General features: G+C 72.3%; 23 protein-coding genes. 15 read left to right on the top strand and 8 right to left on the bottom strand.

The features are described 5' to 3' along the window. Positions 1-279: 279 nt before the first annotated feature. The 8 genes from IFT36_RS04010 (at position 280) to IFT36_RS03975 (ending at position 4,714) form a co-directional block, all read left to right on the top strand. Complete coding sequence (locus IFT36_RS04010) at positions 280-717, top strand: Asp23/Gls24 family envelope stress response protein (RefSeq protein ID WP_056047193.1); 438 nt, start codon at positions 280-282, stop codon at positions 715-717. Further along, positions 714-902: a DUF2273 domain-containing protein gene (locus IFT36_RS04005; protein WP_043597628.1), complete on the top strand. Its 189-nt coding sequence runs from the start codon at positions 714-716 to the stop codon at positions 900-902. The genes IFT36_RS04010 and IFT36_RS04005 overlap by 4 nt, the downstream gene beginning before the upstream one ends. Continuing rightward, on the top strand, positions 899-1,252 hold the full coding sequence (locus IFT36_RS04000; RefSeq protein ID WP_043597627.1) for a hypothetical protein: 354 nt from the start codon (positions 899-901) through the stop codon (positions 1,250-1,252). Before IFT36_RS04005 ends, IFT36_RS04000 begins: the two co-directional genes overlap by 4 nt. Next, a complete protein-coding gene (locus IFT36_RS03995) occupies positions 1,249-1,827 on the top strand; it encodes an Asp23/Gls24 family envelope stress response protein (RefSeq protein ID WP_056047190.1) in 579 nt (192 codons plus the stop codon). The genes IFT36_RS04000 and IFT36_RS03995 overlap by 4 nt, the downstream gene beginning before the upstream one ends. After that, positions 1,824-2,426: an Asp23/Gls24 family envelope stress response protein gene (locus IFT36_RS03990; protein ID WP_200412473.1), complete on the top strand. Its 603-nt coding sequence runs from the start codon at positions 1,824-1,826 to the stop codon at positions 2,424-2,426. The genes IFT36_RS03995 and IFT36_RS03990 overlap by 4 nt, the downstream gene beginning before the upstream one ends. Before the next feature lie 97 nt (positions 2,427-2,523). Further along, positions 2,524-3,615: an Asp23/Gls24 family envelope stress response protein gene (locus tag IFT36_RS03985; RefSeq protein ID WP_200412472.1), complete on the top strand. Its 1,092-nt coding sequence runs from the start codon at positions 2,524-2,526 to the stop codon at positions 3,613-3,615. Between the two features lie 65 nt (positions 3,616-3,680). Beyond that, entirely contained in the window at positions 3,681-4,028 is a 348-nt protein-coding gene (locus tag IFT36_RS03980) for a hypothetical protein (protein WP_307785021.1), read from the top strand. A 77-nt stretch (positions 4,029-4,105) separates the two neighbouring features. Next, on the top strand, positions 4,106-4,714 hold the full coding sequence (locus IFT36_RS03975; RefSeq protein ID WP_200412470.1) for a hypothetical protein: 609 nt from the start codon (positions 4,106-4,108) through the stop codon (positions 4,712-4,714). Positions 4,715-4,770: 56 nt separating this feature from the next. On the opposite strand, the gene IFT36_RS03970 is transcribed toward IFT36_RS03975, so the two are convergent. Together IFT36_RS03970 and IFT36_RS03965 are read right to left on the bottom strand one after the other, a co-directional pair. Then, a complete protein-coding gene (locus IFT36_RS03970) occupies positions 4,771-5,073 on the bottom strand; it encodes a type II toxin-antitoxin system RelE/ParE family toxin (protein ID WP_307785020.1) in 303 nt (100 codons plus the stop codon). Between the two features lie 11 nt (positions 5,074-5,084). Next, complete coding sequence (locus IFT36_RS03965) at positions 5,085-5,330, bottom strand: ribbon-helix-helix domain-containing protein (RefSeq protein ID WP_056047170.1); 246 nt, start codon at positions 5,328-5,330, stop codon at positions 5,085-5,087. A gap of 166 nt (positions 5,331-5,496) precedes the next feature. Here IFT36_RS03965 and IFT36_RS03960 point away from each other — a divergent pair, with 166 nt between their 5' ends. Genes IFT36_RS03960 through opgC form a run of 5 tightly spaced genes read left to right on the top strand, consistent with a single transcriptional unit; the run spans position 5,497 to position 11,971 of the window. Continuing rightward, on the top strand, positions 5,497-6,687 hold the full coding sequence (locus IFT36_RS03960) for a GAF domain-containing SpoIIE family protein phosphatase (RefSeq protein ID WP_192124212.1): 1,191 nt from the start codon (positions 5,497-5,499) through the stop codon (positions 6,685-6,687). A gap of 59 nt (positions 6,688-6,746) precedes the next feature. Further along, on the top strand, positions 6,747-8,696 hold the full coding sequence (locus tag IFT36_RS03955) for a glycosyltransferase (protein WP_307785024.1): 1,950 nt from the start codon (positions 6,747-6,749) through the stop codon (positions 8,694-8,696). Beyond that, complete coding sequence (locus IFT36_RS03950; RefSeq protein WP_056047165.1) at positions 8,693-9,025, top strand: STAS domain-containing protein; 333 nt, start codon at positions 8,693-8,695, stop codon at positions 9,023-9,025. The genes IFT36_RS03955 and IFT36_RS03950 overlap by 4 nt, the downstream gene beginning before the upstream one ends. After that, the gene (locus IFT36_RS03945; RefSeq protein WP_082460371.1) at positions 9,018-9,437 is read left to right on the top strand and encodes an ATP-binding protein; all 420 of its coding nucleotides are present in this window, start codon (positions 9,018-9,020) and stop codon (positions 9,435-9,437) included. The genes IFT36_RS03950 and IFT36_RS03945 overlap by 8 nt, the downstream gene beginning before the upstream one ends. After that, positions 9,425-11,971 carry an OpgC domain-containing protein gene (gene opgC, locus IFT36_RS03940; protein WP_200412469.1) on the top strand — a complete coding sequence of 849 codons (2,547 nt, stop codon included), beginning with the start codon at positions 9,425-9,427 and terminating at the stop codon, positions 11,969-11,971. Before IFT36_RS03945 ends, opgC begins: the two co-directional genes overlap by 13 nt. A gap of 72 nt (positions 11,972-12,043) precedes the next feature. On the opposite strand, the gene IFT36_RS03935 is transcribed toward opgC, so the two are convergent. From IFT36_RS03935 to otnK, 3 genes are read right to left on the bottom strand one after another with little or no spacing between them, the layout of a single operon-like run. Beyond that, complete coding sequence (locus IFT36_RS03935) at positions 12,044-12,841, bottom strand: DeoR/GlpR family DNA-binding transcription regulator (RefSeq protein WP_056047159.1); 798 nt, start codon at positions 12,839-12,841, stop codon at positions 12,044-12,046. 20 nt (positions 12,842-12,861) lie between these two features. Further along, positions 12,862-13,539, bottom strand: coding sequence for a class II aldolase/adducin family protein (locus IFT36_RS03930; RefSeq protein ID WP_056047156.1), 678 nt, complete (start codon positions 13,537-13,539; stop codon positions 12,862-12,864). Beyond that, positions 13,536-14,828 carry a 3-oxo-tetronate kinase gene (gene otnK, locus IFT36_RS03925; RefSeq protein WP_307785019.1) on the bottom strand — a complete coding sequence of 431 codons (1,293 nt, stop codon included), beginning with the start codon at positions 14,826-14,828 and terminating at the stop codon, positions 13,536-13,538. Before otnK ends, IFT36_RS03930 begins: the two co-directional genes overlap by 4 nt. Positions 14,829-14,965: 137 nt before the next feature. On the opposite strand from otnK, the gene IFT36_RS03920 reads away from it, so the two are divergent. Beyond that, positions 14,966-16,327 carry a homoserine dehydrogenase gene (locus IFT36_RS03920; RefSeq protein WP_200412468.1) on the top strand — a complete coding sequence of 454 codons (1,362 nt, stop codon included), beginning with the start codon at positions 14,966-14,968 and terminating at the stop codon, positions 16,325-16,327. A 117-nt stretch (positions 16,328-16,444) separates the two neighbouring features. After that, positions 16,445-17,815, top strand: coding sequence for an SLC13 family permease (locus IFT36_RS03915; RefSeq protein WP_200412467.1), 1,371 nt, complete (start codon positions 16,445-16,447; stop codon positions 17,813-17,815). Between the two features lie 292 nt (positions 17,816-18,107). Here the strand turns inward: IFT36_RS03915 and IFT36_RS03910 are convergent, their stop codons facing one another. From IFT36_RS03910 to IFT36_RS03900, 3 genes are read right to left on the bottom strand one after another with little or no spacing between them, the layout of a single operon-like run. After that, a complete protein-coding gene (locus tag IFT36_RS03910; protein ID WP_200412466.1) occupies positions 18,108-18,824 on the bottom strand; it encodes a hypothetical protein in 717 nt (238 codons plus the stop codon). Beyond that, positions 18,821-19,477, bottom strand: a complete 657-nt coding sequence (locus IFT36_RS03905; RefSeq protein WP_200412465.1) for a hypothetical protein — start codon at positions 19,475-19,477, stop codon at positions 18,821-18,823. Before IFT36_RS03905 ends, IFT36_RS03910 begins: the two co-directional genes overlap by 4 nt. A gap of 58 nt (positions 19,478-19,535) precedes the next feature. Beyond that, positions 19,536-20,543, bottom strand: a complete 1,008-nt coding sequence (locus IFT36_RS03900; protein ID WP_123571912.1) for a LacI family DNA-binding transcriptional regulator — start codon at positions 20,541-20,543, stop codon at positions 19,536-19,538. Positions 20,544-20,677 lie beyond the last annotated feature (134 nt).

Raw genomic sequence — 20,677 nt, 5'->3', positions numbered from 1 at the left:
CTCCTGCGATCGGACGGGGGCGGGACGGGACCCGGCGAGACGGGACGCGGCGGGACCCCGGCGACGAGGACCGGACGGCCCGCGCCATGCCTCTTGACTACCACCCCGTGCCCGGATCGGGGGACGTGATGGCCGAAATGTGAGTGGTGGTGAATCGTTCCCTGAAAGCTGGCTGACCCACCATGACACCTGCCGTGCCCCATGCGTCTGAATGATGTGACCCGCTTCACGGGCACCCCGACACCGACCGGTCCCACCGGTCCAGAGCAAGGAGCAACCATGAGCAACGTGACCCCCTCCACCAGCACCGCCGCTGCCAAGACCACGCAGTCCCACGCCGCCGGCAAGAACACCATCGCCGAGGGCGTCGTCTCGAAGGTCGCCGGCATCGCGGCCCGCGAGGTGCGCGGCGTCCACGACCTGGGCAACGGTGCCGCCCGTGCCATCGGCGCGATCCGCAACGTGATCAACCAGCAGGACCGCGGCCAGGGCGTCTCGGTCGAGGTCGGCGAGAAGCAGGTCGCCGCCGACATCGTCATCGTCGCCGAGTACCCCGTCGAGCTGCAGAAGGTCGCCGACGACGTGCGCAAGTCCGTCACCGACGCCATCTCGCAGGTCGTCGGCATGGAGGTCACCGAGGTGAACGTCACCGTCTCCGACGTGTACATCCCGTCCGAGGACAACGACGACGACGCCGACGACAGCCGCGTCAAGTGACCGCCACGACCACCGGCATGCTGGTCGGCGCCGTCCTGGCGCTGACCGCCCTGGCCTTCGGCTTCTGGGCCTTCGTGTTCGTCGCGATCGCCATGGCGATCGGGTTCGGCGTCGGCCGTGTCGTCGAGGGCAAGCTCGACGTCCGCGGCCTCGCCGACGCACTCCGCGGGCGGCGGTCGTCGTGACCGCGGCGGTGACGGCCGACCGGGCCCTCCACGGCCGGAACAAGATCACGTCACGTGCCGTGCGTCGGGTCGTCTCGGCCGTCACCGCGGAGGCCCTCGAGGTCTCCGCGTCGAAGGTGTCGGTCGAGCTGGCCGACCACGACGGCGCTCTGAGCGTGATCGCCAAGACCCCCATCCGGGTCTCGCCCCTGGGCGTCTCCGAACGTCGTTCGGGCACCCTGCTGGACCGCCTCACGGCGGCCCAGTCCACCATCCGTGACCGCGTGCTGCAGCTGACCGGGTCGAGCATCGACAAGGTCGACCTGCAGATCACCGGTGCCGACATCCGAGAGAGGAAGCGCGTCGCATGAGCACCGCATCGCTCTACAAGCGCATCGTGCGCCGTGAGACGCACTCGTCGCGGGCCGGCATCGCCATCACCCTCGCCGTCCTGCTGATCGTCGCCCTGGCGTGGATCGGCACCGAGGCGGTCCTCGCCGCCGTCGGGACGGCTCCGCTGCTCCTGGCTCCGACCGACCTCGTCGGTTCTACCCTGGACGCCGCGAGTGCTCCGGTCGGCGTGCTGACCGCCGTCGCGGTCGTCGTCGCGCTGATCGGTCTCGTCCTGATCGTCGTGTCGCTCGCGCCGGGCCGTCGTGGCCGTCGTGGCGCGAAGGCCGAGCGCACCGTGGCCGTGGTCGACGACCGGGTCATCGCCCGCTCGCTGGCCCGCACCGCGAGCTACGCCGGCGACGTCGACCCCTCGCAGGTCAGCGTCAGCGTGGGCAAGCGCAGCGCCCTGATCGAGGTCACCCGCACCTCCGGCCGTCAGACCGACGTCCGCAGCATCGACGAGGCCGTCCGCGACGAACTGGGCGCCTACGACTTCAGCCCGGCACTGCGTCACAAGGTCAAGCTGTCCGAGAAAGGAACGGTCGGGTCATGAACAGCACCAATCGCGCTCTGAACCGCATCGTCGTCTTCGTCATCGGCCTCGTGCTGCTGCTCGCCGGCGGAGCCGTCGCCGTCGGGGCCCTTCTGCCCGACGTCCAGAAGACCGTCTCGCAGGGGGCCTCCGATGCGAGGGGCCCCGCGACCGACGCCCTCGGCGACCAGCCGTGGATCCTCTGGGTGGTCGCGGCGGCCAGCCTCGTGCTGATCGTCCTGCTCGCCTGGTTCGCCCTGCGACAGGGACACGGCCAGACCGGCACGTTGCTCACCGTCGACGAGGGGTCGCGTCGCGACCAGACCACCGGTGGTCGCCTGGTCGTCGACGCGAAGGTCGCCGAACAGGTCCTCGAGGAGGCGCTGGCCGACACCCCGGGCATCGTCTCGGTGGACGTGACCGCCTTCCGCGTCAAGCGCGAGTCGGTCCTGCGCGTCACCGCGAACGCGCGTCGCGGCGTCTCGCCGACCGACATCCGCCGGAGCATCGACCAGGCCGTCGCCCACTGGGACGGCGTCCTCGGGACCGAGACGCCCGTCGTGATCCAGATCAACGGCGGTCTGCGCAGCCAGATGTCGTCCGCGACGCGGCTCGACTGACCTCCCTCGCCCCACCGCACGGACGGCCCTCGCCCTCGACCCGAGGACGGGGGCCGTCCGTCGCCCCACCCACGTTCCACGATGAAAGGCCGGTCTCATGAGCGAGTCCACCCACCACGTCACCCCCATCGACATCGACGCCGCGGCGTCCACCCGGGCCACCTCGCCCGAAGAGGTCCTCGAGCACACGATCGGCGTCACCGTCCTCGGCGTCTCGGGCGTCCACGCCCTCGGCACCGCGTCCCAGCGGCTCGCCGGCGCCTTGCGCACGGCGATCGGCACGGGCTCCGTCCCCGGCGTCCGCGCCGGCACCACCGACGAGGGACTCGTGGTCGACATCGCCGTCGTCGCCGAGTACCCGACGAACGTCACCACGCTCGCCGACACCGTCCGGACGCAGGTCAAGCATGCCGTCGGGCAGCTCGACGGCGAGGAGGTCACGGTCAACGTCACCGTCACGGACGTGCACGGCCCGTTCGACTCGGACGAGGACGCCGCCGACAAGGTGAACGCCGCCGCGGACAAGGCGAAGCAGACCGTGTCCGACGCCGGCGACAAGGTCGCCGCCGCCGCCTCGGACGCCGGTGACCGGGCGAAGGAGGCCGGCGAGAAGACCAAGGCCGCAGCCGGCGAGGCACGCGACCGCGCCGCGACCGCCGCGGGCGACCTGTCCGACAAGGCCCGGACGGCCGCGGGCGACCTGTCCGACAAGGCCCGCGAGCTGGGCGACAAGGCCGGCGAGGTCGCCGAGCAGGCGAAGGCCACCGCGGGCGAGGTCGGCGAGGAGGCGGCCGCCAAGGCGGACGACGTCGCCGACGGTGCCCGCGACGTGGCCGACCAGGCGCGGGACGCTGCTGCCGACGCCCTCGACTCCGTGGCGGACCGTCGCGAGGACGCCCGCTCGACGACCGCCGACGCCACCGACGCCGCACTGGACACGACGTCCGAGGTCGTTGCCGACGCCCGTGAGAAGGCCGCCGACGCCGTGGACGGCGTGGCCGACGCGGTGGAGGAGAACCGGGCCTCGGACGGCGACGCCACCCGCGCCTCCTCGGGCGACGCCCGCGACGCCGACGGTGCCGACGTCACCGTGACGGTCGACGGCGGAACGGTCACGGTCGAGGTCGACTCCGACAGCGACGCGCAGGTCGTCGTCGACGGCGACGACGTCGCCACGACGGAGAAGTGATGTTCGGGCGGCGCACCACGACGACGACCCGACGCCCCCGGCCGCGGGCCGTCTGGGCAGCCCTGGTGACCTCGGCGGTCCTCTGCGTGCTGATCGTCGTCGGCGTGCTGCTGCCCGTGCTCACCCTGATCGGTGCGGCGGACGGCGGCACGGCCGGCGCCCTCGACGTGCCCGTCGGCTCGATCGTCGCGGCGATCGCCATCGGTTACGTCCTCGCCCTGGTCGTGCTGCTGCTCATCGTGAAGGTGCGCAACGGTGCCCTGGCCTGGGTGCTCGGGGTGGCGGCCGTGATCTCGACGCTCGTGGTGTCGCTGTGGCCCCTCGTGGCCGTCGCGATCGCCGGCGTCGACCAGGTGCAGGATCTGATCCCGTTCATCCAGGACCTGATCACCCGCTTCTGGCCCGGCACCTGACCCACCCCGAGGTGAACCGACCCGTCTAGGCTGAGGCGGTCGTCGGAAGGGGTCCGGCGCACCACCGGGGGACCACCATGCGCACCACCACCACGCCCGCACTCTCGACCGTCGTCGGAGCCGTCGCCGTGACCTTCCTGCTCGCGGGCTGCACCGGAGGCGGTGCCGACTCCGGTGACGCCGGTCGGTCGTCGTCCCCGGGGCAGGCGACCGCCACGGCGGACGCCGCCGACCAGCCGACCGGCGAGTTCACCCTGCCCGCCGACTGCGAGGCGGCGGGGGCCGTCCTCGGCGATCTCGTCACGGGGCGGACCCTCGTGGCGGAGACCTCGACCACCGGGTCCGACGAGGCGAACTGCACGTGGACCAGCGAGGCCGACGGGTCCCGGGTCGGCTTCATCGCCACGGTCCAGGAACTCGACCAGGCGGGCATGGACGCCGAGGTCCCCGCAGGGGGCGGCGTCGACGGGCTGTCGCTCGAGCAGGTCGAGGACGAACGGGCCGACGCCTTCGGCGGGCGCGCCTTCGTCGCGACCGCCCAGGACGGGTCGCCGGTCGTCGGGGGCGGGTCGATCCTGCTGACGCCCCACGGGCTCCTGAGCGTCATCGTCGCGGCCCCGGCCGGGTCGACCGCTCCGATCGATCCCGCCCGATCGCTCGATCTCGTCTTCGACTTCCTCGACTGACGCGCGGCCCCGAGGAGGCGCGGTGCCGGTCGACCGGCACCGCGCCTCCTCGGTCGTCAGGCTCCGGAGAACTCGACCGGGAGGTCTCGGCTGGTGTGCAGCACCCGGTGGACCCGCACGGCGTCCGTGTCGTCGGTGTAGAGCACCACGAACGGGAAGCGGCGGAGCGCCAGGCTCCGCAGGCCGTCGATCCCGGTCTCGACGGCGAACCGGGCCGACCCCAGGGTGGGATGCGCCGAGATGAGCGACCGCGCGTCGTCGATGGCGTCGACGAAGTCGAGCGCGGCTGCGTGCGCCCCCTCGTCGAGGTAGTGGTCGACGGCCGACTCGATGTCGTGGTCGGCGCGTCGCGAGGTCACGACGCGGCGGCTCACGCGCGGTCGGCCCCGGCGCGGTGCACGCGGTCACGGAGGCGGTCGAGGTACTGCTCGTCGAGGTCCGAGCCCGCCCCGGACGCCATGCCGTCCACCACGAGTTCGCGGAGGCGGGCGCGCGCCTGCTCACGACGGATCAGCTCGCGGATGAACTCGCTGCTCGTCCCGTAACCGCGCTCGTCGACCTGGGCCTCGACGAAGTGCTTCAGACCGTCGGGCAGCGAGACGTTCATGGTGGCCATGGAGCGATCCTAGGCGCGATGGCAAGGTTTGTCATGCGCTGACCGGCACCGCGCCTCCTCGGTGTCCCCCTAATGGTGGGCATGACGTGGCGAGGGCTCTGTGGCATCGTTGCAGGGTTCGGAGACGGCACGCTCCCACCAGGCGCGCCCAGCGAGAGGGAGCCGTGTGATCAGGGACGAAGTCCGCGAAGAACGTCGGCAGCGAGCGGTCGAGACGCTCGGCATCGTCGAGTCGGGCCACGAGGCCCGCCTCGACCGCGTGACCCGCGTCGCCCGGGCCGTGTTCGGGGTGCCGCTGTCGTCGGTCACCGTCATGGACCACGAGCGCGCGCTCTTCGTCGGCCGGGCGGGCTTCGACGACCCCGAGTCCGGGCGCTCCGACACCCCGTGCAGCCTCGTGACCGACACGGGCGAGATCGTCACCACCGACGACGCCCGCCTCGACCCGCGGTTCGCCCACCTGGGCGCCTTCAACGACAACGGGCTGCGGTTCTACGTCGGTCACCCGCTGCGCGACGGATCGGGCAACGTCGTGGGCTCGTTCTGCCTGATGGACGCCGAGCCCCGGCAGCTCTCGGCAGACGAGATGGCCGAGTTCCGCGACCTGGCCGCCTGGGCCCAGGTCGAGCTCCTCGCCGACGCCGACGCCTCGGCCGCCCGCTCGACGCAGCAGGCGCTGTTGCCGGCCGAGCCCCTCGAGGTCGAGGGCGTCCGGGTCGAGGGCATCTGCCTGCCCTCGCTGAGCGTCGGGGGCGACTACTACGACTACGGACTCGTCGGCCGGTTCGTGCACGTGGCCGTCGGCGACGTGATGGGCAAGGGCGTCGGGGCGGCCATCATCGGGTCCTCCGTCCGGGCGGCCTGTCGTGCGGCCTCACCGCAGGTCGCCGCGGGACGCGAACTCGGCCTCGCGGTCGACCGCATCGAACGAGCCGTGCGGACCGACCTGCAGCGCACCGGGACGTTCGTCACGTACTTCCACGCCGTCCTCGACCTCGACACGGACGAACTCTCGTTCGTCGACGCCGGGGCGGGGCTGTCGATCATCGTCCGGGCCGACGGCAGCGTGCAGCACCTCGCGGGCACGGGGCTGCCGCTCGGGCTCGACGAGCAGCAACAGCACGTCACCGAGACGACCCGCCTCGGCGTCGGCGACCAGCTGATCGTCATGAGCGACGGCGTCCTCGACGTCCTCGACGACGAGTTCGACTGGGCCCTCGAGGTCGGGCGGCTCGCGACGCGGCCCGCCACCGGCGGTGCCGACGGCCTCGGCCTGCTCGGGTCGATGGCGGCCCTGACCGAGCGACGCCTCTCGCGCGACGACGTCACCGTCGTCGTCATGGACCGTCGCGCGTGACCGACACCCTGAGTCGCCGCGACCAGCGGCTGCTCGACCGGACCACCCCGGGTCGCCGCATCGTCGCGATCCGGGTGGCGGTCCTGCTGGCGTCGCTCGCCGGCCTGAACTACATCGTCTGGCGGTGGACCTCGTCGGTGAACTGGTCGTCGTGGTGGATCGCGGTGCCGCTGATCCTCGCCGAGACGTACAGCGTGATCGACTCGCTGCTGTTCGGCCTCGGGGCCTGGCGGCTGCGTGAGCGTGGCGAGCCGCCGACCGCGCCCGACCCCGACGGCCTCGAGACGCGGGTCACGGTCGACGTCTTCGTCACCACGTACAACGAGGAGGTCGAGCTCGTCATGCGCACCGCCCTCGCGGCGCAGCGCATCGACTACCCGCACACGACGTGGATCCTCGACGACGGGGGTCGCCCCGAGATCCGTGCCGCCGCCGAGGCCGCGGGCATCGGCGTCATCACCCGGTCGGACGACTGGGCCGACCGGCCGCGCCACGCGAAGGCCGGCAACCTCAACAACGCCCTCCTGTCGACCGAGGGCGAGTTCCTGCTGATCCTCGACGCCGACCAGGTGCCGAAGCCCGAGATCCTCGACCGCACCCTCGGTTACTTCAAGGACGAGCGGATCGCTCTCGTGCAGACGCCGCAGTGGTTCGAGAACGTGCCGGAGTCCGACCCCCTGGGCAGTCAGGCGCCGCTGTTCTACGGCCCCATCCAACAGTCCAAGGACGGCTGGAACAGCGCCTTCTTCTGCGGGTCGAACGCGGTCCTCCGTCGGGAGGCGCTCATGCAGTTGGGCGTCGCGCGGTACGTCACCGAGGTCGAGGCGGCCGTGCGTCGAGCCGTCCGCACGTCGCGCAAGCTGCTGGTGCGGGCACGCGAGGAGGCCGTCGGCCAGCCCCGCGTGCTCGAGGCGTTGGACGACGCCGAGACCGTGGTCGAGCGGGCCCGCGCCGAGTTCGCCGCGGGGGAGTCCATCGGCGACGTCACCTACCGGTTCCAGCGCAGCATCGACACGATCGCCTTCCGTTTCGCCGACGCCGACCTCGCGGCCATGAAGGGCGACCTCGCCGAGCTCGCCGCCATGTCGCTCGGCCCCGACACGTTCGACGCCCTCGACGAGGCGGCCCTCGACCTTCTCGCGCAGCGGTCGTCCTCTCCGCTCGCCGCCATCGAGTCGATCTCGCTCCTCGTCGGGGCGCTCGACGTCGACCGCGGCTCCGAGGCGCAGGCGATCATGCCCCTGGCCACGATCTCGGTCACCGAGGACATGGCCACGGCCATGCGCCTCCACGGGTTGGGCTGGAGGTCGGTCTACCACGACGAGACCCTCGCGATCGGGCTCGCGCCCGAGGACCTCGCGACCATGATGACGCAGCGACTGCGCTGGGCCCAGGGCACCATGCAGGTGTTCTTCCGCGAGAACCCGCTCGTGCAGAAGGGCCTGTCGTGGGGTCAGCGCCTCATGTACTTCTCCACCATGTGGAGCTACCTCTCGGGATTCGCCGCCGTGGTCTACATCGCGGCGCCCGTGCTCTGCCTGTCGTTCGGCGTCGTGCCGGTGCAGGCCTACAGCGTCGACTTCTTCGCCCGCCTGATCCCCTTCCTGGTGTTCAACCAGCTGCTCTTCTGGGTGGTCGCGGCGGGCAGGCCGACCTGGCGGGGGCAGCAGTACTCGCTGGCGCTCTTCCCGGTCTGGATCGCCTCGGTCACCACGGCGTTCCAGAACGTCTACCGCGGCCGTGCGCTCGGCTTCTCGGTGACTCCCAAGACGAAGCAGGCGGCCACCGGCCCCCGGTGGGACCTCGTCCGACCGCAGATCTGGGCCGTCGCCTGCCTCGTCGCCGCACTCGTCCTGGTCGGCGTCCGCTACGCCACCGGGCAGGCCGAGGGCCTCGCGCCGCTCGTCAACATCGCCTGGGTGCTCTTCGACCTGGTGATCTTCAGCATCATCGTCCGGGCCGTTCTCTACCCGGGGCCCTCGGCACCCCACGACAAGGAACAATCATGATGACCGTCACCGTCGAGGCCGTCGAAGGCGGCTGCGTGCTCTCCCCACAGGGGCGCCTCACCGTGGTCTCGACACCACAACTCCGCGACGAGGTGGCCGCACGTCTCGCGGCCGGCGACCGCCTCATCATCGTCGACCTCTCGGGCACGACCTTCGTGGACTCGTCGGGCCTCGGGGCCCTCGTGTCGTGCCTCAAGTCGGCACGCCAGGCCGGGGGAGACCTGCGGCTCGTGGCCCCCACCGAGCAGGTCTCGATGGTGCTGCGCCTCACGAACCTCGACCGCATCCTCAAGCCCCGCGCCTCGGTCTCGGCCGCCCTCGATGACTGAGCGTCCCGGCCCCGTCGTCATCGACGTGGCCGTCGAACCCGAGAGCATCGACCTGGTGCAGAACGCCTTCGAGGCGTGGTGGACCTCGCTCGGCGACGACTCGCTCGAGACGCGCTTCTCGTTCGAGACCGCGATCGTCGAGATCGCGGCGAACGTCGTCGAGCACTCGCGCCGGTCCGAGGCCGACCGCGGTCGCCGCTTCACCCTCGAGCTCTCCGCCACCGACGACCGGCTGACGGCCGTCTTCCACGACAACGGCATGCCCAGCGAGATCGACCTCAGCGCCGTCTCGATGGCCGACCTCGAGGACGAGGACGGTCGCGGCCTGGCCCTGGCGCTCCTCAGCCTCGAGAGCCTCGACTACCGCCACGAGGACGGCCGCAACGTGTGGACGCTCGTGTGCCGACGCTGAGGCACCCGTCGGCGACGGTGCCACGTCGGCGGGCGGCCCGCCGGATCGGCGCGGCCCTGCTCGCCGTCGCGGCGTTCGTGCCGCTGGTGCTGGGGCCGGCGGTGCTCGGGGACGCGACGTCCGCGTCGGCCGCCGCCGTGCCTCCTGAACCCTCGGACACGTGGTTCGGCCCGGACCTCGACTGGGGCTCGGACGGACCCGACGGCTACGCCGGTCGACTCGGCGCGACGCCGTCGCTGTACGGCGTCAACATCGACTACCCGCTCGACCAGGGCGCGGTCGAGGAGTGGCGCCGGTCGGCCCGTGCCGCGGCCGCCCAGGGCGCCGTGCTCGTGGTCAGCCTGGAGCCCACCGGGCGGCTCGCCGACCTCGACGCCGCGGACGCGCGCCGGGCCGACGACCTGCTGACCGAGATCGACCGGCAGTACGGCACGCTCCAGCTGGTGCGCTTCGCGCCCGAGATGAACGGCAACTGGCAGCGCTGGGGGCAGCAGCCCACGGCGTTCGTCGGGGCGTTCCGGGCCCTCGCCGACGTCGTGCACGCCGGGGACTCGCAGGCCCGCATGGTGTGGGCTCCGTCCTACGGTGCGGGCTATCCGTTCTCGGACGCCGTCGGCCGCCTCACCGAGACCCCCTCGAGCGACGTCGACCTGCTCGACACGAACGACGACGGGCGGGTCACCGAGGCCGACGACCCGTACGGGCCGTACTACCCCGGCGACGACGCGGTCGACTGGGTCGGCCAGTCCATGTTCTTCTTCGCCAAGGGCAGCGCCTCGACGGCCGCCGGCACGTCGGTGCCGTTGGTCGAGAACCAGGCCGCGGCGGCGGGCGAGGTCGAGGCACGCTTCGACGAGACCTGGGGCTACACCGAGGCTCAGCCGTCGACGTTCTACGAGCGCTTCGCCGAGGGGCGCGACCGACCCATGCTGCTCGACACGGGCGCCCTCTACGCCGACGAGTTCGACGGCGCCCCCGAGCTCGACGTCAAGCAGGGCTGGTGGCGTCAGGTGCTGGACGCCCTGCCGACCCACGACCGGATCTCCGGCGTCACGTGGCTCGAGGTCGAGCGCGACGAGGCCGAGGCGGGCGACCGACCCGTCGACTGGCGGGCCACGGCCGAGTCGGGCATCGCCGGGGCGCTGCGCACCGACCTCGAGGCGTCCGACCGGATCGACCTCGGGCCGGTCACCGACCGCGTGACCTCGACCGACGGCGACGCCGCGACCGTGCAGGTCCGCGACGGCGGCGGCGACGAGATGGGCTGGATCGTGGCCTGTGCCGTGGTGCTCGCCCTGGTCTTCCTGGTGAGCGGCGTCGTCGGGCGCCTGCTGCCCCGCTGGCGCTACCCCGACGACGGATCACCCGGCCGCGACCTCCGCATCGACCTCTTCCGCGGGTTCATCATCCTGGCCGTCGTCATCACGCACATCGAGGTCGCGGGGCCGTTCTCGTTCGTCACGCTGAAGGCCGTCGGGGCGATCACGGGTGCCGAGATGTTCGTGTTCCTCAGCGGCATCGTGCTCGGCATGGTCTACCCGCTCGGCATCAAGAAGTACGGCGAGAAGGCCGCCGCGATCGGCGCTTTCGTCCGGGCGCGCAAGCAGTACGTCGTGACCCTCGCGGTCATCCTGATCGTCTTCGCGCTGAGCTTCGTGCCGCTGCTGAACACGGACGCGGTCACGACCTTCACCGACCGCGGCACGGGCATGACCGGCACCTCGGCGGAGGGGCGGGTCTACGACCTGTACCCGAACGTCGACCGCCTGCTCGACTACCCGCCGCCGTGGTACGCCGTGCGTCAGCTGTTGCTGCTCGAGATGGGGCCGTGGCCGTTCAACATCATGGGCCTGTTCGTCGTGCTGAGCCTGACGATCCCCGCCCTGATGTGGGCGATCAAGCGGCGTGCCTGGTGGGCCGTGTTGCTGGTCAGCTGGGCGGTCTACGCCGTCGGCGTGGTCTTCCCCGACGTCCACCTCCTGCCGTCGCAGTTCGAGCCGGTGTTCCCGCTCTTCGCCTGGCAGGTGCTCTTCACCCACGGTCTCGTCATCGGCTGGTACCGGCGTCGGATCGTGACGGCGCTGACCACCCGCCTCGGCAAGGTGCTGGTCGGCGTGGGGGTCGTCGGCTACGCCGGGTTCCTCGCGCTGATCTGGGCCGGGCACGCCTACGGGTTCGCCCCGGGGCCGATCCCGACGGGCCTCTACGACACCCTGTACGCGACCGGCTACCAGCGGGTCGACATGCAGTGGGGCCGGCTGGTCGACGTGGCCCTCGTGGTCGTCTGCGTCTACGCGATCCTCACGGTGTTCTGGAAGCCGATCTCGGCGGCCCTCGGCTGGTTCTACGTCCCCCTCGGGCAGGCCAGCCTCTACGTGTTCATCTGGCAGGTCTTCTTCGTGCTCGCCGTCGCGTCGATCCCCGGGCTGGACCGCTCGGACGTGGTCGTCGGCACGATCGTCCACGTGGTCTCGGTGCTGCTGCTCTGGGTGATGGTGAAGAAGAAGTTCCTGTTCTCGGTCATCCCCCGCTGAGCGGCGGGCCGCCGGGGACGCAGGAGGCGCGGGTCGCGTGACCCGCGCCTCCTGCGTCCCCGGGAACTCGCGTCAGGCGGGCTCGCCCGGGGCGGCGACCACGAGGTCGAGACCGGCGTCGACCAGGGCCGCCGTCGCCTCGTCGCCCAGGCGGTCGTCGGTCACGATCGTGTCGAGTTCGGCCAGGCGGAGGGCACGGTACTTGCCGAAGCGCCCGTACTTCGAACTGTCCGCGACGAGCACCGAGCGTTCGGCGACCTCGAGCGCGGCCCGCTTGACCTCGACCTTGGCCTCGACCGGCGTGGTGACGCCGTGCGTGAGGTCCCACGAACTCGACGAGATGAAGGCGAGGTCGAGCGACAGCTCGGTGAGCGTCAACCGGGTCAGCCGCCCCAGCGTCGACTGGTTCGCGCTGTCGACCCGGCCCCCGACGACGATGAGGTCGACGTCGGGGTGGTCGAAGAACGACCGGACGGTCGCGAGGTCGTTCGTGACGACCGTCAGGCCGGTGAGGTCGTCGAGGTGCTCGCGCATGGCCTGCACGGTCGTGCCGGCGTCGAGGTAGACGGTCATGTGGTCGCGCACGAGCGCCGCGGCCTCGCGGGCGATGGACCGTTTCTGGGCGACGTCGACGTCCTGCTTGACGTCCCGGCTCGCCTCGACCAGCAGTCGCGGGGTGAGCTTGGCACCGCCGGGCGTGGCCGTGACGCGACCCTCGTCCTCGAGGGTCGCGACGTCGCGTCGGACCGTCATCTGGCTGACGCCGAGGAGGTCGGTCAGCTGCCGGTAGCTCAGGACGCGCTCGCGCTGCAGGTGCTCGACGATGCTCTCGCGCCGCTGCTCGGGGATGAGGGGGGCTGTGGGGGACACGTCGGCCTTTCTCGCGTCGGTCAGCCTAGTGCGGTGGGACCCGTCCACGGCATGCCCGACGCCGCGGTGATGGCGGCCACCTGGTCGGCGGGGATGAGGCGGCGGTCGGCGCCCTGGGTCAGCAGGGCGATCCGGCAGGCCTCCTCGACCTCGACGGCACCGAGGACGGCCCGGTCGACGTCCTCGCCGCTCACGACGCTGCCGTGGTTCGACAGCAGTGCGGCGCGGAACGGCAGCGGACTGTCGGTGACCAACGACCCCATGGCCGGGTCGCCGGGGGCGACGAAGGGCAGCAGCGGGACCTGGCCGACCCGCATGAGCGAGTACGGCGTCAGCGGGGGCACGGCGCAGTGCTCGGACCAGGGCTCGAGGCAGGACAGGGCGACCGCGGACGGGGAGTGGACGTGCACGACGGCCCGGTGCCCGGGGTTCTTGAGGTAGAGCGCCAGGTGCAGGGCGACCTCCTTCGACGGCTTGGGGCCGGCGAGCACCGTGCCGTCGAGGGCGAGCACCGAGAGGTCGTCGACCGTGAGCGACCCGAGCATGGTGCCCGTGCCGGTCATCAGCAGCTGCTCACCGTCGCGGACGCTGACGTTGCCCGAGCTGCCGGGGCTCAGACCGGCGGCGACGAGGGCGCGGCCGGCGTCGACGAGTCGTTCGGCCGCGGTCTTCGCGGACTTCGTGGTCGTGGCGGTCACGAGAGGGCCTCCCAGGCGGTCGAGAACAGGTCGGCGGCACCGAAGTTGCCGCTCTTCAGGACGAGGGCGACCGGTCGGCCGCCGCTCGTCGTCGCGGCGCTCCAGCAGACGCCGGGGCCGAGCGGTGGTCCGATGACCAGGGCGGGTGCCCCGAGCGCCGTGACGACGGCGCCGCTGGTCTCGCCGCCGGCGACGACGACCCGCCCCACGGTGCCGTCGGCGACGAGGTCGTGCACCAGGGTCGACAGGACCGCCTCGACCAGGGCCGCCGCGTCGGGGGTGGCGTCGGACGTGGCGCGGTCGGTGGCCGCCACGACGTCGGACGGGTTGCCGACCGAGTAGACGACGGGGACCGCGTCGGCGTCGAGGCCGCGCACCCACGCGGTCAACTCGGCGATCTCGACCGCGGGGTCGGTCGTGGCGGCCTCGAGGTCGACCTTGCGCGTGGGGTGCGTGGCCGCCGCGTGGGCGATCTGGCCACGGGTGGCGGCGGACGCCGAACCGCAGACCACGAGGCGGCGCCCCGTCACGTGCGAGAACTCGGCGGGCAGGACGGGGGCGGGGGCGTCGTCGGCACCGACGCCGAGGGCGAGGCCCGCGCCGCCGCTGAGGAGGCGGTGGTGTGCCGTCGCGCGGCCGATGGTCACGAGGTCGTCGTCGTCAACCGCGTCGACGACGAGATAGCCGGCCGGCGCGTCGTCGACCGTCGAACGGAGGGCGTCGGCCCCGGCGCGGACGTCCTGTAGGGGGACCTCGGTGACGGTGGCCCGGGTCTGCGGCGCGAGCAGGTCGCGCAGCCTCGAGCGCGTCATGGGCGTCAACGGGTGGTGACGCATCGGCGAGTCCTCGAGCAGGTCGTCGCCGACGAACAGGCGACCCTCTCGGACGGTCCGGCCGTTGGCGGGGAACGCGGGGACGACGATCACGCGCTCGACCCCGAGCCGGTCGCGGAAGGCGTCGAGGACGGGCCCGATGTTGCCCTCGTCGGTCGAGTCGAAGGTCGAGCAGTACTTGAGGGCGAACCGCTCGGCACCCGCCTCGACCAGCCAGGACAGGGCGGCGGTGGACCGCGCGACGGCCTCGTCGACCGGGGCCGTGCGGGTCTTCAGGGCCACCACGACCGCGTCGACGCCGGCGTACGTCGCCGGCTCGACGGCGGCGGGGTCGACGACGACGACCGTCTCGAGGCCGCGGCGGCGGAAGCCCGAGGCGAGATCGGTGGCTCCGGTGAAGTCGTCGGCGACGGCACCTATCAACATGCGGGACCTCTCGGTGGCGGGCGGGCTCACGACGCCTCGGTCTGGGCGGGTGGGCGAGGACAGTCTATGTGACTATTTGGTGCGATGTTTGACAATTTGATAAGTCTCGCTACAGTTGCCATGCTCGCCCGGGCCGCTCCTGGCCTCTTGAACGAACGGGAACAACGGTGATCCTCCACTCGACGACGTCTAGCGCGACTCCGGTCCGCGTCCTCCTCACCGGCGCGAACGGTGGCTACGGCCGCACGCTGCTCGACCAGCTGCGCCGCCTGCCCGACCTGACGGCCACGCAGCTCGTCGACCCCGACGTCGACGGGGTGACGGCCATGCTCCACGAGCTCGGGGTGCCCGCCTCGTCCGTCGCGACGCCGTCGACGGCGGCGGCGACCGCCGAGGCGGTCTCGGCCGGCTCGATCGCCGTGATCGCCGACGCCTCGGCCGTCGACTGGGACGGTGTCGACGTCCTCGTCGAGGCCACCGGTCGCATCGAGGCCGGGCACGGCTACGCGGACACCGCGCTCGACCGCGGGGTGCACGTCGTCATGGTCAGCAAGGAGGTCGAGTCGGTCGCCGGCGTGGCGCTGAGCGCCAAGGCCCGTGCGGCCGGTCTGCGGTACCTGCCCGGCGACGGCGACCAGCCCGCGAACCTGTTGCGTCTCGTGGCGTGGGTGCTCGAGTGCGGCTTCGACGTCGTGGCCCTCGGCAAGTCGGGCGAGTACGACCTCGCGTTCGACCCGGCCACGGGCGTCGTCGACCAGGCCGGCACGACCGTGCACGCCCCCTCCCTGACATCGCTGCTCGACCTGGGCGACGACCCCCTGGCGACGGTCGAGGCGCGTGCCGCGGCGGTCGCCGGCCTCAAGCGGGCGGCGGCCGCCGACTCCTGCGAGATGAACGTCGTCTCGCTCTACACCGGCGCCCGCGCCGACGTGGAGGCCCTGCACTACCCCGTCGCCCGCCCGGACGAGCTCGCCGACCTCTACACGGCACGCGAGGACGGCGGTCTGCTCGGCCGCACCGGCGTCGTCGACGTCTTCTCGATGCTCCGCCTGCCGGGTGAGGCCAGCTTCGCCGGCGGCGTGTTCGTGATCGTGCGCACCGGCGACCCCGTCACCTGGCAGACGCTGCGCGGCAAGGGGCACGTCGTCAGCCGCGACGGCCGTCACGCCTGCATCTACTGGCCGTACCACTTCATGGGCGTCGAGACCCCGCTGAGCATCGTCGCCGCCGTCGACGGGACGTCACGCCTGCCCGAGCCCCGTCAGCACACGGTCCTCGCGGCCCGTGCCGGCGAGGCCCTGTCGGCCGGCACCGCCTTCCGCGTCGAGGGCCACCACCACGAGATCGCCGGTGTCGCCCCCGTCATCGTCGACCCCGACGACGACGGCATCGCGCCCTACTACCTGCTCGGCGGCGCGCGGCTCGTGGCCGACGTGGCCCCCGGCGACCTGGTGCGACTGGACGACCTCGCCGACGTGCCCGAGGCGGCGCTGGCGGCCTACCGGGCCGGGCTCGCGCTGGGCCGCTGACCCGCGCCTCCTCGACCTTTCCCCTTCCCCCTCCCGACCCGCGACACCCCGAACCAGGAGATCGACGACGATGCCCTACACCCCCGACCCGACCGAACCCACCCCGGCGGCGACCTCGTGAGCGTCGAGCTCGTCGCGCTGATCGTCCTCGTGGCCGTCTTCGCCCTCTCGGCGATCCGCAACGTGCACATGGGAGCCCTGGCGCTCGTCGCGGCCCTCCTCGTCGGCGTGCTCGTCGTGGGCGAGAGCCTGGACGACGTCCTCGGCGGATTCCCGGTCGACGCCCTGTTGATCCTGCTCGGCATCACCTACCTGTTCGGCATCGCCCGCGAGACCGGGGTGGTCGACTGGCTGGTCGACCGCTCGGTCGGGCTGATCGGCGACCGCGTGGCGCTGATCCCGTGGGCGATGTTCGTCATCGGCACGCTGGTCGCCTGCCTCGGCACGTCGCACGCGGCGTTCACGATCGTGCCGATCGCGATGAGCCTGGCGCACAAGCACAAGATCCACTCGACGATGATGGGCATCGTCATGAGCTCGGCCATCGTCGGCGGCGCCCTCGCCCCGACCAGCATCAACGGCATCACGGTCATGACGGTGGCGCGGGCCTCGGGCATCCCCTACAACCCGGGTCTCATGTTCGGCCTCTCGGTGGGCGTCAACACGCTCGTCGTGCTGGTCGCGTTCTTCCTGTTCGGCGGTCGCGAGCTGATCGCCCGGACCCGGGCGGCGGGCGCGGCCCGGGCCACGACGGCAGGCGGCGGGACCGGCGGCACGCGCGGTGCCGGGCGCGGTGCAGGTGCAGGTGCAGGTACGGGGCGCAGTGCGGGCGGCACGGCCGTGCTGACGGAGCCGGCCACGGCCACCCGGCTGGGCGCCTACCAGGTCGTCGTGCTCGTGAGCATCCCCGTGCTGATCGTCGGCTTCTTCACGATCACGCTGCTCGACGTCGACCTGAACCTCGGTGCCGTGGCGCTGACGCTCGCCGTCTTCCTCGCCTTCGTGAAGCCCGACGTGGGCCGGGCGTCGCTGGCGCGCGTCGACTGGAACACCATCCTGCTGCTCGGCGGGATCATCACCTACGTCGGCGTGCTGACGCGGCTCGGTGCCATCGACCAGCTCGGCGAGGTCGCCCGGTCGGTCTCGTCGCCGCTGCTCGCCGCGTTCGTCATCTGCGTGATCGCCGGACTCGTGTCGGCCTTCGCGTCGACCATCGGCATCCTGGGTGCGCTCATCCCGCTCGCCGTCCCCCTGCTCGTGCCGGGCGGCGGACTCGAGATGACCGGCTTCATCTACGCCCTGGCGATCTCCGCGTCGCTCGTCGACTGCGCCCCGTTCGGCACGACCGGCGCGACCATCGTCGCGTCGGGCGTGGAAGAGGACCGTCCGCGCCTCTACCGGCACCTGACCCGCTGGGGCCTCTCGATGGTGGTCATCGGGCCGGTCGTCACGTTGCTGGTGTTCGTGGTGCCGTTCCTCTGGGCCTGATCGGTCGGGCCTGACCGGTCGGGCCTGATCGGCCGGGCCTGACGGCCCCGAGGACGCAGGAGGCGCGGGTCGCGTGACCCGCGCCTCCTGCGTTCCCGTTTTCTCGCGACGTCGCCCAAACGGGGGAGGCGTGCCGCTCCGAAGACATGCCCGGGTGCCTCCCGGGGTGCCCCGTGTCCGACCGACCCTGTCGCGGCACGCCGTCGGCGGCCCGAACCGTCGGCACGGTCGGGAGCCCGAACTCTCGGCACGGACTCTGGTGTCAAGGGCGACACCGGGGTCTGCGGGGGCGTCAGGCGAAGGCCACGCGCAGCCGGTCCACGACGATCGGGTCGACATCCGCGACCCGGCAGATGAGCGGATCGCGCTCGATGAGGCTGAGGGCGGCACGGATGCGGCGACGCTCGGTCTCGGTGACGTCCGTCGCCACTCGATCCCGGCGGGAGACGAGCGACCCGAGGGTGGCGATGTCGACGAGGTGTCGCGTGTGGTCGTCTCCCGGGATCTCGACGGCCGCGGCCTTGGCGAGGAGCGCGCCCTGCAGGGTCGGCCGCAGGACGACACCGTCGCGGCCGTTCACCCGGACCTCGACGACGCGCGCTCGGTCGACGGCACCCTGGGCACCGGGTGCGGCCAGGGTCGTCCCGCCGGTGATGCCGCGACGGGACGACGCCCGCTCGCCGAGGAAGCGGGGGATGAGGACGTCGATCTGGGCCTCGCCCCGGACCCAGCGGTGCTGATGGCCCTCGAAGCTCTGGCCGTCCGCGACGAATCCGCAGTCGCGCAGGACCGTCGTGAAGCGCAGCAGCATCGTCGGATGTGCCCTGACGTCGAGCACGGTGTCGGCGTCGTTCGTGGGGCGGGCCGACGTCGACCCGCGCTCCCAGCAATGTGACTGGACCATCTGGCCGCCGACGACGGCCCAGCCGGCCGGCAGGCGCTCGTGCACCTCGAAGAGGGCGTGCCAGGCGTCGGCCTGGGCGGCTCGGAGCGTGGGCGCGACGATCATCGCGAGCCCTCGCGGATCAACCTGTCGGCGGCGGCCCGTTCTCGTGGTCCGGCACTCGTCGCCAGGTCCGCGATGAGGGTTCCGAGTGGCAGCGGGCGCGGTGCGGCGCCGTCGTGGACCCTCAGGGCGGCGTTCGGTCGGCGGGACGGGACGAGCAGGTACTCGTGGACCACAGCGTCGAGGTCGGCGGCGGAGACGTGTGCCTCGAGCCTGCCGCCGTCGCTCATGCCCGAGCGTTCGTCGCTGCTGCCCCCGGGGGTGAGCCTGGTGTCCAGTCGGAGATCGGGGAGGTCGGCCGCCGGTGCCTCGAACCCCCGGGCCGTGGGGTGGGCGGTCCGCAGCCAGAGGGCGAGGCGGTCGGACGGCGTCGTGCCCCGCCGCAGTTCGTCGACCCGGGCGAGCGTCCGGCCCCGCTCGCTGGGTGACAATTCGACGGCCCAGTCGGGGTCACCGGTCAGCCGAGCCACCAGGGCGTCGGCCGACCGGCGCGAGAGCGGTCGGCCGGGCTGCCGTCGATGCGGAACGGCGTCGTCGATCAGCCATCGTCCGCCGACCCACCGGGCGTCGAGCAGTCCGGCCGCTGCGGCCGCCTGGGCGCGACGGGTCGAGATGTCGTGACGTCTCGCGTATTCGGACGCGCTCAGTTCGGCCATGGTGTGCACAACCGTACGCGAACGCGAATGATTGTGGAAGAGCAGGAGCAGGTCGCGCTCACCCGCGCGGCGGCCCCGTCGTCCCGCGCACCACGAGCCGCGTCGGCAGCTGCACCTCGGGCGCGGCCGGTTCGCCGCCCTCGAGCATCGTGAAGAGCATGCCCGCCGCCGCGCTGCCGAGCCGCTGCATCGGCTGCTGCACGGTGGTCAGAGGAGGTGACTCGCGGGAGGCCTCGGGGATGTCGTCGAACCCGACGATGCTGAGGTCGTCGGGCACCCGCAGGCCGAGGTCGAGCGCGGTGCGCAGCAGGGCGATGGCCGAGAGGTCGTTGGCGGCGAAGACGGCCGTCGGCCGGTCGGGGCTCGTCAGCAGCGAGCGGGCCGCCTGGCGCGAGGCCGTCAGCTCGAAGTCGCCGTTGCGGGTCAGCGCCGGGTCGCGGGTGATGCCGGCCGCCCGGAGCGCCTGCACGTAGCCCGCCTCGCGCAACGACGCCGAGCGCAGGTCGGGGCGTCCGGCCAGGAAGCCGATGCGACGGTGCCCCAGGCCGAGCAGGTGCTCGACGGCGAGCAGCGCCCCGCCCCGGCTGTCGCCCTCGACCGACGGCAGGTCGGTGCGCCCGGTGTGCGGGTCGACGGCCACCACGGGGATGCTCGCGGCGGTGGTCAGCACCGAGGGCGTGACGAGGATCGCGCCGTCGATCAGCGTGCCGCTCAACCGGCTGAGCGAGCGACGCTCCCACCCGGTGTTCTCGCCGCGGTGCGCCCCGCTGTAGGCCAGCAGGTCGTACTCGGCGCCCCGCGACCGGACGGCCGCCCCGACCCCCTTGAGCACCTCCGAGCTGAACGGCTCGAAGTCGGCCACGAGCACGCCGATCACCCCGGTGCGGCGGGCCCGCATGCTGCTGGCCACCAAGCTCGACTCGTAGCCGAGCTCGTCGACCGCCGCCATCACGCGCTCGATCGCCTGGGCCGAGACGCCGTAGCGGCCGTTGACCGCCTTGGACACCGTCGCGACCGACACCCCGGCAGCCCGTGCCACGTCGTGGATCGTCACCCGTGCCGTCATCACGTCGGCAGCCTAGCCCGACGGAAATGGTTTTCGAAAACGTTTGACACCGTCCCCGACGTTTTCGACACTGAGGCCATGCCGCGCATCGGAGCACGGCACGCTCGGCCGACCACGGCCGCTCAACGAAGAGG

The organism is Frigoribacterium sp. CFBP 13605 (genome assembly GCF_014839405.1).
Classification (GTDB): Bacteria; Actinomycetota; Actinomycetes; order Actinomycetales; family Microbacteriaceae; genus Frigoribacterium.
This window is presented reverse-complemented; position numbering and strand designations above follow the sequence as displayed.

Bases quoted from the DNA above. Each gene is read 5' to 3' on its own strand.
- IFT36_RS04010 (WP_056047193.1), top strand. From the start codon at position 280: ATGAGCAACGTGACCCCCTCCACCAGCACCGCCGCTGCCAAGACCACG.
- IFT36_RS03995 (WP_056047190.1), top strand. From the start codon at position 1,249: ATGAGCACCGCATCGCTCTACAAGCGCATCGTGCGCCGTGAGACGCAC.
- IFT36_RS03990 (WP_200412473.1), top strand. From the start codon at position 1,824: ATGAACAGCACCAATCGCGCTCTGAACCGCATCGTCGTCTTCGTCATC.
- IFT36_RS03985 (WP_200412472.1), top strand. From the start codon at position 2,524: ATGAGCGAGTCCACCCACCACGTCACCCCCATCGACATCGACGCCGCG.
- IFT36_RS03975 (WP_200412470.1), top strand. From the start codon at position 4,106: ATGCGCACCACCACCACGCCCGCACTCTCGACCGTCGTCGGAGCCGTC.
- IFT36_RS03965 (WP_056047170.1), bottom strand. From the start codon at position 5,330: ATGGCCACCATGAACGTCTCGCTGCCCGACGGTCTGAAGCACTTCGTC.
- IFT36_RS03950 (WP_056047165.1), top strand. From the start codon at position 8,693: ATGATGACCGTCACCGTCGAGGCCGTCGAAGGCGGCTGCGTGCTCTCC.
- IFT36_RS03945 (WP_082460371.1), top strand. From the start codon at position 9,018: ATGACTGAGCGTCCCGGCCCCGTCGTCATCGACGTGGCCGTCGAACCC.
- IFT36_RS03910 (WP_200412466.1), bottom strand. From the start codon at position 18,824: ATGATCGTCGCGCCCACGCTCCGAGCCGCCCAGGCCGACGCCTGGCAC.
- IFT36_RS03905 (WP_200412465.1), bottom strand. From the start codon at position 19,477: ATGGCCGAACTGAGCGCGTCCGAATACGCGAGACGTCACGACATCTCG.
- IFT36_RS03900 (WP_123571912.1), bottom strand. From the start codon at position 20,543: ATGACGGCACGGGTGACGATCCACGACGTGGCACGGGCTGCCGGGGTG.